The sequence below is a fragment of the Verruconatronum alginivorum genome (assembly GCF_056590205.1).
Genome location: NZ_JBWPVQ010000001.1, coordinates 5,221,609 through 5,235,157, shown reverse-complemented (window position 1 = coordinate 5,235,157; position 13,549 = coordinate 5,221,609). Strand labels below are relative to the sequence as shown.

The following is a 13,549-nucleotide window of genomic DNA, read 5'->3' as shown; positions in this document are numbered from 1 at the left end:
TTGTTTTCTATTCGGATAAAAGCTCTCGGGGAAGGAGGATCAACCGACCGGTCTGATTCCCGATCAACAGGTTCGGACCGCTCCCGCCCCCCAGGGCGGTGACGACGGCGGTCACGTGGCCGCCGCCCGGATGTAAAACTTCATCGCCCAATCGGACCGGCACCGGATCGGCGAATCGCGGCTCCTCCAGCGTGCCGATGTTTCTCATCACCAAAACCGCCGCCCCCGGGCGGAACGTGCCGTGCAGCGGCAATCCGGTTTCCCGGTCGGGAATCGCGGCGACCTCCGAGGCCCCTACGATCAGGTCGAGCTTGCCGTCGTTGTCCCAATCGGCGAAACTCAGGTTCACCCTGCCGGTATTGCGGGCGTAACCGCCACTGACGGAGATCGGAGATCCATCCTGGCGCCGGAGCTTGCCGCCGCTTTCCACATTGAACGAATCAATCTGCCAATACCAATGCAGGTGATCTTCCGTATCGACGATCACCATCGCCCGTCGTCCCCCAAAACTGCCCACCGCCGGTTGGACCCGCCATTTCCCCTGCAACTCCAGCCCCTCCGCGTAAATCGGCTGCCGTTGGCGCAGCACCGCCTGCGCCGGGGTGCCTTCGTTCAGGAAAATCCAATAGCCGCCGGTGGCGTCCCCCAAAAGAATGTCCGGCGCCCCGTTCCCCGACCAATCGAAGGCCGTCGGGCAAACATATCCTTTGCTCGCATCCGCCACCCCCCGGATGCTTCCGCCATAACCCGCTCGGATCCGGATTCGCTCTCCCTCCGCGCCAAGGGGAACGCCCGGTCGATAGCGGGGACGAGCATTGGTCCCGACGTTTTCAAAAAAAAGGATCCGGCCTTCCGAATTCCCCGCGATCAAATCCAACCGGCTGTTCCCATTCCAATCGACCGCCGAGATGACCGGATACGTTCCGGCGATTAGATCGGCACCCACCTGCCGGACTGCCACCGGATCTTGATAGATCGGCCGCCCATCGCCGGTGAAGTCGCCGATGAATCGATACCAATACAGCCCCCCTTCGCCCCCGACCACCAGATCGGGGCGATTGTCCCCGGGGGTTGAATACACCACCGGAGCGGGACCGGTCGTCAAATGACGCAGCGGACGCCCGTCCGTTCCAGCCAACTCTCGCAAAACATCGCCTCCCGCTTCCCCGTCGCGCACGAAATAAATCGGACCATAATGCGATCCGGCGATGAATCCCCGATCGGCGCCAAAATCGACCGCCGCCATCTGATTCATCCCGATTCGCACCCGGATTCCACTCTCCCCGTTCACTCGCCGCAAATTCTGAACCGGCCCTTCCCCGAATCCCGGCACGGTCGCCGCCCAGATTTCGCGAAACGGCGAGCCGCCCCTCCAGATTCCGGCCCCGTCGAACGGATAAAAATTCTCCGCGTCCGGCGAAGGTCCGTCCGGCAAAAGACGCACGCCATCGCCGATCTCAAACAGCAAATCGATCGATCCATCGGCGCCCGGACGGGCCGCCACCCGCACCGGAGTCCGGGGGAGGCCTTCGAGCGATACCCGTTCGGTCACGACGAACGAAAACGTCGGTTCATCGAACACACCGAATGCCACGGTTCCGCCTTCGATCCAAACCGCCCGGACCGATCCCTCGTCGCCGGGAAAAATCGTCCCGCTGCCGAGCAACGGATGAGTAACGGCGTGATTGACCGGGCGCGCGGCCCCGAAAAACGGGATTCCCTCGGCGGTTCGTCCGAGAAACGGCAACAAATAAAGTCCGGCCCCGGGAAATCCGACCGCCCGCACAAACAAATCCGGCTCCTCCCCTCCCGTCACAAATCCGAAACCGCGCGGCTGGGAGGCGACCCCGGGAAGCGAAAGAGGGCCGTGTCCCTCCCCGTCGACCGCCGACAGGAACGGGTTCTCCCCACCCCAGAGCTCCCACCACCAGTGCGAAACCGGCGCGGCCGGCGAGAACCCCTCCCGGACCGCCGCGCTGGAGGCGTCAAACCAACCGACCAGACCGTCACGGACCGGCGGTTCGTCCGCCCGCGCAGGCCCTGTAACTCCGGCCCAAACCAAAACCGGAACGATCCCGGCAAGCAGTCGAGTCGTGAAAGAATTCAGCATCGCCCCCATATTGCACCAACGTTATAGCCCGTCAATCGGAAAATCCCGGAAACCGATCCGACCCTCCCATCCCGCACGAAAGCGGTCAACCTTTCGATTCCGCATTCATCCTGATTCATTCCTTGTAACAGCAGTATTTAGCCGCAAGAAGGCACAATATACGCAAACATAGAAACTTAAGCGAAGGGGTTAATTCACCCAACAGGTGACTCGTTAGAATCGCCCTCACATGAGCTATTTCATGCTTTTTGCGAATTTTGCGCTTTTCGCGGCTATTCAACTGCGGAGTTTAGGTTCATACGGTCCTAACGTCCGGATAAAACCGGCTGAAGCCTAATGCCATTGCCTAAATACGGAGAAACTTTTTTCTCAAAGTTTGAAGAAAAAGTTGTACAAGATTGTACACTTTTGCTTTTGAATGGAAATGGCACAGTCATTTCCGTTCTCATTTCTATTTTCATCGGACCATCTCGCCGGGCTTTCGGCGCTGGGCAATGGTTTGCGCAGCGTGCTGGAGTCGAAGGCTTCCGAGCGCAGGCGCGGGCGTCCGGCTTTGAACCCGTTGGCGAATCTGCTGTGCGCGCAGACCCTGCGGATGATGAAACGCTTCGGAAGCGTGGCCGATTGCCATGTCGCCGCGACGGGGCGCGAGCTTGCCGGGAGTTGCATCTCGCGCAGACTCCGACGGGTGGACCAAGCCATGTTAAAACAGATCAATGAGGTGGTGCTGCAGCCGAAGGCCAATCCGGAAAGCCACCCGGAGAGTTTTTACAAAGGCTGGAGGTTGGCCGGACTCGACGGGACGACCTTCACGCTGCAGAACTGCGAAAAGATCCTCCAGGCATTCCCCAAGGGAAGCAATAAACCCAAGAAGCCAACCGGGCAAGCCGGAGCTTCCCGGGGCGGCGAATACGGGTTTTCCAAGATCAACGCCTGCGCTCTGGTGGAATTGGGGACGCACGCTCCGTTGGCCGCCGAAATCGGCCTGGACCGGGAAGGGGAACTGACGCTGGCCTACCGGTTGATCCCGAATATAAGGCGGGGGATGCTGTTGCTGGCCGATTCCCTCTTCGGGTGCGGAGCGTTTCTCCAGCCCCTCCACCATCATTGCCAAGGGGAGGGAGCGGCGTTTGCCATCCGGGTGCTTCCCTCACAGACGAGCGTCCCTGTGCGCGAACTCGGCGACGGCTCCCGGTTGGTCAAAGTGAAGATCCGCAGCCGCAAGCGTGCCGAAGACATCGTCGAAGAAATCATCGTGCGCGAGATCACTTACACCGTCGAATCGACCGACGAAAACGGGAAAACGACACGCAAGAGTTGCCGGTTGTGGACCAACCTGCTCGATCCCGAAATCTATCCCGCGTTGGAGTTGGCCACGCTGCTCACGCGCCGCTGGGAACACGAGATCTATTACGGCGAAGCCAAGGGGATGCTCCGCCACAAATACCTCGAAAGCCAATTGCCGGAAACCGCGGCCGTCGAAATCACGGCCCTGTTGTGGGCGAGTTCGATCCTGGCTGACGCAAGGGCCCAGGCCGCCAAAGAGGGCCCGGAGCCGACCGATGTCGTTTCTATCAGTTTTTCAAAGACGCACCAGGCTGTGGAGAACGCAATCTGGCTGATATCCGTCGGACAGGAAATCCTCTCCGAAAGTCAAATCGACGAAATAATCTCCAACGAGTTCAACGCCTTGCGTGAACGCATCCTCAAACCCAGGCGGCAAAGACGCTGCCCCAGAAAGGTGAGACGAAAACAGACCCACTGGAAGAAACTCCTCAAACGAACCGAATCGAAGCCCAACCCAGTCATAACACTGGCCGACCAAACCAAAACCTGATTTAGGCAATGGCATTAGGCTGAAGCCGGAACTCCCACGAATCACCGGGAACTTCGGGCAAGGCCATCCCGGCTTTCCCGCCTCGCGCGTCCGTCCGAATTTCGCTTTTCCAAAGGTTTGCAAACGGGGTTGCGCCGGGTGCGAAAATCGGAAAACGTTATCGGTTATGACCAGGACATCCGAAAAGCGGCGCTGCGATCCCGTTCGGCAATTTTCCATTTTCGCCCGCAATCAGGTGGGGAGTCTCGCGGAAGTGATCCGCCTGCTGAATTCGCACGACGTCCATGTCATGGCCATCACCATCCTCGACACCACCGACAGCGCCATCATCCGGATCATTGTCGACGACCCCGACAAGACCCGCGCCCTCCTTTACGAACACGACTTCGCCTTCACCGAATGCGTCGTTCTCGTCGTCGAAATTTCCGGGGAAACCGACCTCAAGCGGGTCCTCGCCGCCCTCCTCGAAGCCGAGGTGAACATCCACTACCTTTACTCCTGCGTCTCCCGCCCCCGCGACAAGTGCGCCCTGGTCATCAGCTTGGAAGATGGCGACGTCGCCGCCCAATCCCTCCAAAACCATCAATTCAAGGTGCTCTTCCAAAACGATATTTCCCGCTAAGCTCCCTGCGGGAAACCGCCGTTTCGTCCTCTCCGAAAAACCCCGGCCAACCCGATGGAGGATTCCCCGGGCTTGCTCCCACCGCCTGTATGGCAGCGGCTTTCTGCTTTCCGTTCCCTCCGAACGGGATTAAACTGCGATCACATTTAGGTGATAATCGCTATAATCGGTTATATTAATGCAGAAGGAATCTCGCCCAATGTTTACCGCGACCATGCCACTGACAAAGTTAACTTCGAGGTTTCACCTCCCGGCCGTCTTCGCCTGGCTCACGGCCCTTCTCTTGATCGCAACCGCCCATCCGGCCCCGGCGGCCTCCAATTCAGCCGTCAGCTGGGGACGCCAGGTCCTCCCCCCGCCCGAGGAGATGAGCTCCTTGATGGACGTCGCCGCCGGACAACGTTTCAGCCTCGCGCTCCGGGCCGACGGCACCGTCACCGCCTGGGGTTCCAACAACCACCGCGAATCGACCGTCCCCGAAGGTCTCAATGAGGTCGCCGCGATCGCCGCCGGTTCGGCCCACGCCTTGGCTTTGCGCCAAAATGGAACCGTCGCCGGCTGGGGCGACAACCGCCACGGCCAAGCCACCCCGCCCGATTGGCTGCGGGAGGTCCGGGCGATCGGAGCCGGTCACGCCCATAGCGTCGCCCTCCACCGCGACGGCCGGGTGAGCGCCTGGGGAAGCAACCGCCAGAACCAAAAGGACGTCCCGGACGGATTGAACGAGGTGGCCGCTATCTCGGTCGGCCTTTTCCACACCTTGGCCTTGCGGCGCGACGGCACCGTCGTCGCCTGGGGCTTGAACGACGACGGCCAAAGTTCCGTCCCGGAGGATCTCACTGACGTCGTGGCCGTCGCGGCCGGAGGCTACCATAGTCTCGCATTGCGTCGGGACGGCACCTTGGTGGCCTGGGGCAACAACGATTTCGGCCAAAGTTCCGACCCCAACGGCTTGCAAAACGTCTCGCGCATCTCCGCCGGCGAAGACCACAGTCTCGCTTTGCTGGAGGATGGCCGGGTCTTCGCCTGGGGCCGCAACCATTACGGGCAAACCAACCGGCCTTCCGGATTACGGGGGGTCCGCCGGATCGCCGCCGGCAACCACCACAACATCGCCCTCCTCGACAACGGACGCGTCCGGGCCTGGGGAAACAACAACGCCGGGCAGGCACTATACCCCGAGCTTTTCCAAGAGGTCGTCGCGGTCTCCGCCTGGGAGGAACACACCATCGCTCTCCGCCGCGACGGCTCCATCTTCTGGTGGGGAACCAACTGGAGTCCCGAATTCGATCCCGATCCCGACCAACTTCGAAATGTCGTCGCCGTCGCGGCCGGACGCGCCCACGGCATCGCCCTGCGCAGCGACGGCACCGTCACCGGCTGGGGCGACAACCTCTACGGCCAAGCCGGCCCGCCGGAAGATTTGCAAGACGTCGTCCGCATCGCCGCCGGAGAATTCCACAGCCTTGCCCTTCGGGGAGACGGATCCGTCGTCGCCTGGGGCAACAACTTCCTCGGCCAAACCAATGTCCCCCGGGGTTTGAACCGGGTTGTCGATATCGCGGCCGGCCGAGAACATAGCCTCGCCCTCAACCAGGGGGGACTCGTCTTCGGCTGGGGCAACAACTTTTACCGGCAACGGGAAATCCCGGCCAACTTGAACAACGTCCGGGCGATCGCCTCCGGAACCTACCATAACGTCGGCCTGCGGCGAAACGGCACCATGGCGGCCTGGGGCAGCAACATTTTCGGCCAAACCGACATCCCCGGCGGTCTTTCCGACGCGATCGCCATCGACGCCAGCCGCAGCCACAGCGTCGCCTTGCGCGAAAACCGGACCGCCGTCGGCTGGGGCGGCGACCATTACGGCCAGGCCTCCATTCCCGAAGACCTCCGCGATATCATCGCCATCGCCGCTGGAGGAGGCCGGACCGTCGCCATTATCGGTGCCGCCGAACCGCCCCGACTGGTCAGCCGCCTCCCCTCCCGGATCGTCCCGGCCGGCGAAGACGTCTTCGTGATGCCGTTGATCACCGGCACCCCTCCCTTCCGTTACCAATGGATGAAAGATGGTCGCCCGATCTCCGGCGCCGAGGGGCCGGCCCTCTCCCTGACCAATGTCAGCGGCCCCGACAGCGGCACCTATTCCCTCATCGTGGCGAATCCCGTCGGCAACATCAGCAGCCGTTCCTTCTCCATCGAAGTGGAGGATCCCGCCGTCCGCGTCGCCGCCAACCCCCGGGTCGCCGTCCTCGGCGACAGCGCCCGCTTCACCGCCCGCGCCCGCGGCACCGGTCCGTTCACCTTCCAATGGCACAAAGACGGCGAACCGATTGCGGGGGCCACCGAAGATACCCTCGTCCTCGAAAGCGTCGAAGAAAACCACACCGGAGCCTACTCCGTGGAAGTGGCCAGCGCCTCCGGCCAAACCATGAGCGAACCGGTCCATTTCCTCATCGAACCCGCCATTCTCGGACAACCGGCCGAAACCGTGGCCGCCCGCATCGGCGAACGAACCACCCTCCAACTCGACGTGAGCGGCTCCCCGCCCCTCGAAATCCAATGGTTTTACGAAAACCAACCGATCCAAGGCGCCACCGGACCGAACCTCGTCCTCGAAAACGTCCGGGTCGAAGCCGGCGGGACCTACTCGGCTGCCGTTTCCAACCCCGCCGGACGCGTCTTCAGCGAGGAAACCCTCCTGCAGATCGTTCCCCACATCGTCCTGCAACCAGAATCCCAGGTCTTCTCCGCGTTCGGCGGCACCGCCGTCTTCGAAGTCCGGGCAACCGGGACGCCCCCTTTGGCCTACCACTGGTATAAAGATAACCGTCCGCTGGCGGAAACCGAAGACCCCCGCTTCGTCATCGAAGGGGTCCGGGCCACCGATGCGGGAGAATACCATGTGGTGGTCCGCAATCCCGCCGGCCGCGTCGAAAGCGACCGCGTCGCACTGATGCTCCCGCCCGCCATCACCACCCACCCGCAATCCCAAACCGTCCGCGCCGGCGAAACCGTCGAACTCTCGGTCCGCGCCCAGGGCGGACGGCCTTTCGAATTCCAATGGCTCAAGGACGACAGAGCCCTTCCCGGGGAGGAAGGCCCGGAATTGACCCTTGAAAACATCGAAGGAGGCGACACCGGCCGTTATTCGGTCGTGGTCACCAACGACGTCGGCCGGGCCGTCAGTCAACCCGCCACCGTTGCAGTTTCCCCGAGCATTGCCGCCCAACCGGAAGCGGTTCGGGTCTCGGCCGGCGACCGGGTTACCCTCGACGTCGAAGCTGATGGGAGCCGTCCGCTCCACTTCCAATGGGTCAAAGACGGGAACACCCTTCCCGATTCCACTGACCCCCGCCTGAGCATCGCGAACGCCCGCGCCGAAGATTCCGGATACTACTCGGTAATCATCTCCAACCCCGCCGGAATCATCGTCAGCGAAACCGTCGAAGTCCGCATCGACTAATAAGTAGCAGTGCCTCCTCCCCGTAGCGATGAAGCCACGCCTTCATCGAGCCTGCTCCCCGTAGCGATGAAGCCACGCCTTCATCGAACCTGTTCCCGTAGCGATGAAGCCACGCCTTCATCGAGCCTCCCCTGCCTGTCCCCCTACCTCCCCAACCTCTCCCCCAACCCCCAAAACCCAAACTTTCGACTTTCCACCACCCCCAACCCGTGGGATAAGTAATTCCGGAAACAACAGGATCCCACCGGAACACCGACTCCCCCGGGAATCCTTCATCATTCATCCCTCATCATTCATCATTCTCCTTTCCCCGGGGAAGTGACGGGGCGAAGCCTTCCCGGAGAACGGGCTCGCCCGGACCTGAAAGCTCAGGCGATCAACCGCAAAGGGGAGGGAAGGGTCCTTCCCGGTTTTTCCAACACATGGAGGTAGATTTGGGTCGTTTCGATGCTGGCGTGTCCCAGCAGTTCTTGAACGGTTCGGATATCCGTCCCGTTCTCTAGCAAATGAGTCGCGAAACAGTGCCGCAACACATGACTGGTCACCCGCTTGGTGATTCCCACCCGGTCGGCCGTCGCGCTCACCACCCGCTGATACGGCTTCGGCAATCGATGATGACGACGCACGATTCCCGATCGGGGGTCCCTCGACAATTTCCGGGCCGGCCACAACCAAAACCAAGGGAATTTTTCCCCGGCGTTGCCCAACTTTCTTTCCAACGCGTTCGGCAAAGAAACGCCGGGCAATTTTCTTCGCCGGTCCCCATCATGGAGACTCCGGGCAAACTCGACTTGGGCGCGCAACGCGGGGGCCAGCACCTCCGGCAACGGTACCACCCGATCCTTCCCGCCCTTGCCCTGCCGCACCATGATCTGACCACGGTCGAAATCGAGATCCTTTACCCCGTGAGATAGTCGCTGATTCGGGTCTTCAGATATCGTTTTCCCCATGCGGTTTTTAAATATTTCTCCCGGCGGGCCGCATCATGACGATCAAGGCATCCTTCCCAATAAACCAATTCCAAAGGCGTGCGGCGCCGCGTGGACAAAACCTTCCCGGTGTTATGCTGCTTGAGCCTCGCGGGCAAATTGTTGGTCAAGCCCACATAAAACTCCATGTCGTTCAGCGACCTTAAAACATAAACGTAGTGTTTTTCCATGTGCCTCATATCTCACGGGGTGAACTCAGCCTTGAAACGCGTGAGGCGATCCTTTCCGCCCAGTTAAACCGGGCCAGCCGGGAAGAGCTCGACAGCTTCGATCAGGTCCTGATCGATAGTACCGCGACCAAGGCCAATTCGTGCTGGCCGACCGATGCCAAGACCATCTTCGTCCTGGCCCGGCGCCTTTATGAGATCGGCCGCAAGTTCGAGCTTTTCGGTTTGGCAAATATCCGCCCGGGACGCATGGAGAGCTACCTCGAAGAGCTCTCGAAAAAGCCTTTTCAAATCAATCTTAACGCTAAGAAAAAGAAGAAGTTCCAGAAGTTTTGCCGGGAGTTCATTGAGTTGGCGGCCAAACTTCTTTGCCATGCGGATAACGAGTTCAAGCGCGTGGAGGCAAGCTGGAACGAACGACTCGACAACGGGCGGATCCTGCCCAGCTTGCGCCAACAGGCCAAAGCGCGTGTCGATCTGTTTGTCGAGAGTCTGCACCTCGCCACGAAGTCGCTCGAACAAATGCGCCAACGCATTTTCGAAGAAAAAACCTTTCCTTCGACCGAGCGCGTCTTGAGCGTTCACGACCGCTCGGCGGCTTACATCCAAAAGGGAGGTCGCCAGCCGGTCATCGGCTACAAGCCGCAATTGGCCCGAAGCGCCAATGGATATGTCGTCGCGCTGAAGGTCGATTCAGGCAACACCTCCGATTCCTCCAACCTGGTGCCGATGGTGGAAAGAGCGATCGCCAACACTGGAGTCATACCGCACCTGACCAGCGTGGACGACGGCTATTCTTCGCGGGAGGGCCATGATCGGGTCAGGGAGTTGGGAGTGGAGATCGTCAGCATCAGTGGATCGAAGGGAAAGAAGCTCCTTGGCGAGGACTGGGACGGGGAGGAGTATCGCCTGGCCCGGGCCGGCCGTTCGGCCGTGGAGTCTTTAATGTTTTGCCTGAAGTATGGCTTCGACTTCGGCCAACTCAGCCGGACAGGCATTGCGGCAGCCCGCGAGGAATTTTTGGAGAAGTGCCTGGCCTACAATGCGTGTCGGACGATCCTGCTGCGAAAGCGAAAACGACGGTGCCAAGTCGCTTGAGCGAGGTCCCCCCGTCATTCCAAACAAAGAACGTCGAAGACGGAGGATCGGTCCTGTACCGATCCTGCTCAATTTGGTTCCAAAACGACGATTCGGACCGTATTCACTGTTTGGTTACTGCCTTTGGGGGTGCCGGATTCCACTCATCCACCAAACATCCATCTTCAATCAAACAATCGCCGCTCGTAAAAACCCTTTTCGGATGGAGTCTACCTAGCTAGAGAAGAACGATTGATATGTCGCTAACAAATTGCCCAGCGTGCGACGGGAAGGTTTCGACCACGGCGGTGACCTGCCCACACTGCGGACATCCTTTTTGGACGAAGAATCTTGCTCGCTTGCGGCGGCCATTTTTTGCTCGCATGAGGACTATGCGGTCAGTTGGAGGGTTCTGCCTCGTGGCAATCTTCATTTCCGTATTTGTTTGGTTCTTTCATTCCCTCGTTGTGCTTTTAGCCTTGGCGCCATTCGGGAGTGATGCCCAGAGTGCCCTGCCGGTTTCCCTCTTTACCTACGCCTTCGTTCATTCATATCCCTCTTTTCTGTTCTGGAGGATCATTTCCCTCTTTCTTGCTGGGCTCATTCTTGAGCCCCGGACCGGCAGCCGAACGACGTTGCTCATCATTCTTGGAGGGATTCTTGTTCCAGGAGTATTCTGGATGGCTTTTGGCGAGGGCAACGCCTTGATCACCGGATCGTCCGGAGTTTTCTATGCCCTGGTTGGTGGTTTATTAGCCCTCTGGCATCAGCATTGGTCGAAGCTTCCTTTACCAGATCGGATTTTAATTGGGATCCTTGTAGTTTGGTCCGCACTGGGAGTCATTAGCGCGATCTTCTCACCATGGACCACTTGGACGTCCGCGATGGGCATTCCTGTCGGTTACGGAATTGCACGGGGACTCAGCCCATCATTCAAAGCTGCCGATGGCGGTCCACCCTAAGAAAGAATCAGCTAATCGGGTCCCCACCGCTGACTGACGGATAAGTCAATCAGCAGCAGGTCCCACACCACCCGGCATGCGGGTCCGCACCGGGCGGTTCCGACTAGACCCGGGCTTTTGGCCCGTAGTGAAGAACGATCCATTGTTTGCGTAGATCGGGAACCCCTTGTTTTGTCAGGTAGTCGTTGGTCAGAGCGCGTTGAAGAATGCTGTTGTTGCTCATTCTCCAGTAGCCTTTCCGGCTGCGCGTCGCTCGTTTGGTTTCCTCGGGCGGTATACCCAGGGCGATCAGGCGACGACGGCGCGTCCGCGGCTGCTTCCACTGTTTCCAATAATACAACCTCACTCGCCGACGTATCCATTTATCGAGTGCAAATACCGTTTTGCAGGTATGACTTATCCCGAAGTAATTGAGCCAGCCGGTGACATACCGGCGAAGCTCAAGGATGACGTCCTCGACCCGGCGACCGCGGTTTCGGGAGGTAATCTCCTTGATCCGCAGCTTGAAGCGGGCGAGTGCCTTGTCCGTCCACATGATCTGGCCGCGCTTTCCAAGGCAGAAGCCGAGGAAGGAGCATTGGCGCAGGGGAGCGGCTTTGCTTTTGGTTTGGTTGATCACCAGTTTCAGTTTTCCTTCGATGAATCGCGTCAGGCTCTCTTTCACCCTTTCGGCCGCTTTTGCACTTTTGACCATGACGAGAAAGTCGTCGGCGTAGCGGACAAAACGATGTCCGCGCCGCTCCAACTCCTTGTCGAGCGGGTCGAGCACGATATTGGCCAGCAGGGGCGACAGTGGCCCTCCCTGCGGTACGCCGCAAGGCGTGGCCTCGCGGATTCCCTCGGGCAGCACGACGCCGGCTTGCAGGTAGCGGCGAATCAAGCCAAGGACCAGAGGGTCCCGGACCTTTTCTCGCAGTTGCTCCATAAGCCGGTCGTGGTTGACGGTATCAAAGAAGGATTTGAGGTCGCAATCCACCGCATGGACGCGTCCTTCCTTCCAACAGGCTTCCATCTGTCTCACCGCCTGATGAGCGGATCGGTTGGGACGGAAACCGTAGCTGCTATCGCTGAAGTCGCACTCGAAGAGCGGCCCCAGCACTTGCGCCAACGCCTGTTGAATCCAACGATCCAGCACCGTCGGTATTCCGAGCGGGCGTTCAGACCCGTCCGGTTTCGCAATAAACACCCGGCGCACAGGCGCCGGGCGATAGGTTCCTTTCACCAGCATGAAGCGAAGCCTCGTCCAGTTGGCCCGAAGGAACGCGGGAAACTCCTCGATCGACATCTCGTCGAGACCGGGGGCTCCTTTATTCGCTTTGACCCGTTTCCAGGCCGTATTCAGGTTTTCCCGATCGAGAACTTGCTCCATCAAGGATCGATCTTGAACCTCCTCATGCTTCCCGCCGCGAAGGCACTCGTGCGACGCGGACCGTCCGGCTTGAGCGTCTGCCACGTCCTTCGCGGGGTCAGGAGATTCCTCTTCGGTTCGGCCCTTCATGATCGATCAAGACTTCCGGTTTCCAAGTTTAAACGGGCGTATTCCAGCCCCCGGCTTGTTCGCTCACTACTACGACCTCTGCTGACTTCCCGCCGCCTTTTGGGCAGCGGGATCTCCCCAGGTAAGAGCGCGTTGCTTCCCTGCACAACCTCCGCATTTACCTCCACGGGCAAACCAAACGACTTCGCTGCGTTGTGCCAGCTCGTCGCCCTGTGTCGGCCTTCTATGCGGTTCTTGTCCATAAGCTCGCAGGTTTCCCAATTAGCCTTCCTCCAGCGGATCGGTTGCCCTTTCCGCCTTGGCCTCAGGTAGTAGTCTCGTCATGATGAGTTTTCATGTTTGGTTTTCCTACAGGGGACTTGCACCCCGTTTACAACGCGCCCATGCTGGGCGCACACAAACCGGAGGAGTCAATAGGTGTTCCGCTCCGCTCCACACCTATGACTCTCCTCGACGTTGGGCAGAAGAATAATGAATAATATTAGCCCGGAGGAATCACTCCTTGAAGGAAGATGGATTGAGAAGGATGGCTCGGTAGTCGGCGATGCGACCTCGAAACGAATTGAAAGATTGATATCCGACCATTTGCTCTTCTTAGGCTCTGCCGATGAAGGATGGTCGACCTTGTATCGAGATCCGGATGACGGGCGATTATGGGAGCGCACATTTCCCCAATCACACCTTCATGGAGCCGGACCTCCACGCTTAGAGACCCTTTCACCGGAGGTCGCGAAGGTGAAGTATCGAGCCGACTTGAACGGAACAGCCCAACCAGGCGCGGTAGGCAACGAGGGCCATCACGGCGCGGATTAACGATTTGG

The 13,549-nt window shown here is 59.7% G+C and carries 10 protein-coding genes and 1 pseudogene; 7 read left to right on the top strand and 4 right to left on the bottom strand.

The features are described from left to right. Window positions 1–7: 7 nt before the first annotated feature. Window positions 8–2,110: an FG-GAP repeat domain-containing protein gene (locus tag ACWUI2_RS19235; RefSeq protein WP_486984462.1), complete on the bottom strand. Its 2,103-nt coding sequence runs from the start codon at window positions 2,108–2,110 to the stop codon at window positions 8–10. A 424-nt stretch (window positions 2,111–2,534) separates the two neighbouring features. On the opposite strand from ACWUI2_RS19235, the gene ACWUI2_RS19230 reads away from it, so the two are divergent. The 3 genes from ACWUI2_RS19230 to ACWUI2_RS19220 all read left to right on the top strand — a co-directional run bounded on the left by ACWUI2_RS19230 (window position 2,535) and on the right by ACWUI2_RS19220 (window position 8,035). Beyond that, complete coding sequence (locus tag ACWUI2_RS19230; RefSeq protein ID WP_486984461.1) at window positions 2,535–3,947, top strand: IS4 family transposase; 1,413 nt, start codon at window positions 2,535–2,537, stop codon at window positions 3,945–3,947. A 166-nt stretch (window positions 3,948–4,113) separates the two neighbouring features. Beyond that, window positions 4,114–4,569: an acetolactate synthase gene (locus ACWUI2_RS19225; protein ID WP_486984460.1), complete on the top strand. Its 456-nt coding sequence runs from the start codon at window positions 4,114–4,116 to the stop codon at window positions 4,567–4,569. 214 nt (window positions 4,570–4,783) lie between these two features. Continuing rightward, window positions 4,784–8,035: an RCC1 domain-containing protein gene (locus ACWUI2_RS19220; RefSeq protein WP_486984459.1), complete on the top strand. Its 3,252-nt coding sequence runs from the start codon at window positions 4,784–4,786 to the stop codon at window positions 8,033–8,035. Between the two features lie 368 nt (window positions 8,036–8,403). Here the strand turns inward: ACWUI2_RS19220 and ACWUI2_RS19215 are convergent, their stop codons facing one another. Further along, window positions 8,404–8,985, bottom strand: coding sequence for a tyrosine-type recombinase/integrase (locus ACWUI2_RS19215; protein ID WP_486984458.1), 582 nt, complete (start codon window positions 8,983–8,985; stop codon window positions 8,404–8,406). Next, window positions 8,934–9,152: a GIY-YIG nuclease family protein gene (locus tag ACWUI2_RS19210; RefSeq protein ID WP_486985083.1), complete on the bottom strand. Its 219-nt coding sequence runs from the start codon at window positions 9,150–9,152 to the stop codon at window positions 8,934–8,936. Before ACWUI2_RS19210 ends, ACWUI2_RS19215 begins: the two co-directional genes overlap by 52 nt. 42 nt (window positions 9,153–9,194) lie before the next feature. Between ACWUI2_RS19210 and ACWUI2_RS19205 the strand changes: the two genes are divergently transcribed. The 3 genes and pseudogenes from ACWUI2_RS19205 to ACWUI2_RS19195 all read left to right on the top strand — a co-directional run bounded on the left by ACWUI2_RS19205 (window position 9,195) and on the right by ACWUI2_RS19195 (window position 11,230). Beyond that, window positions 9,195–10,289, top strand: coding sequence for a transposase (locus ACWUI2_RS19205; RefSeq protein WP_486984457.1), 1,095 nt, complete (start codon window positions 9,195–9,197; stop codon window positions 10,287–10,289). 236 nt (window positions 10,290–10,525) lie between these two features. Then, window positions 10,526–10,600 (top strand): annotated as a pseudogene (locus tag ACWUI2_RS19200) (zinc ribbon domain-containing protein); the annotation flags it as partial. Between the two features lie 87 nt (window positions 10,601–10,687). Further along, on the top strand, window positions 10,688–11,230 hold the full coding sequence (locus ACWUI2_RS19195; RefSeq protein ID WP_486985082.1) for a rhomboid family intramembrane serine protease: 543 nt from the start codon (window positions 10,688–10,690) through the stop codon (window positions 11,228–11,230). Window positions 11,231–11,333: 103 nt separating this feature from the next. On the opposite strand, the gene ltrA is transcribed toward ACWUI2_RS19195, so the two are convergent. After that, window positions 11,334–12,728, bottom strand: coding sequence for a group II intron reverse transcriptase/maturase (gene ltrA, locus ACWUI2_RS19190; protein WP_486984456.1), 1,395 nt, complete (start codon window positions 12,726–12,728; stop codon window positions 11,334–11,336). Between the two features lie 471 nt (window positions 12,729–13,199). Between ltrA and ACWUI2_RS19185 the strand changes: the two genes are divergently transcribed. Continuing rightward, entirely contained in the window at window positions 13,200–13,541 is a 342-nt protein-coding gene (locus ACWUI2_RS19185) for an Imm27 family immunity protein (RefSeq protein WP_486985081.1), read from the top strand. Window positions 13,542–13,549: the final 8 nt, after the last annotated feature.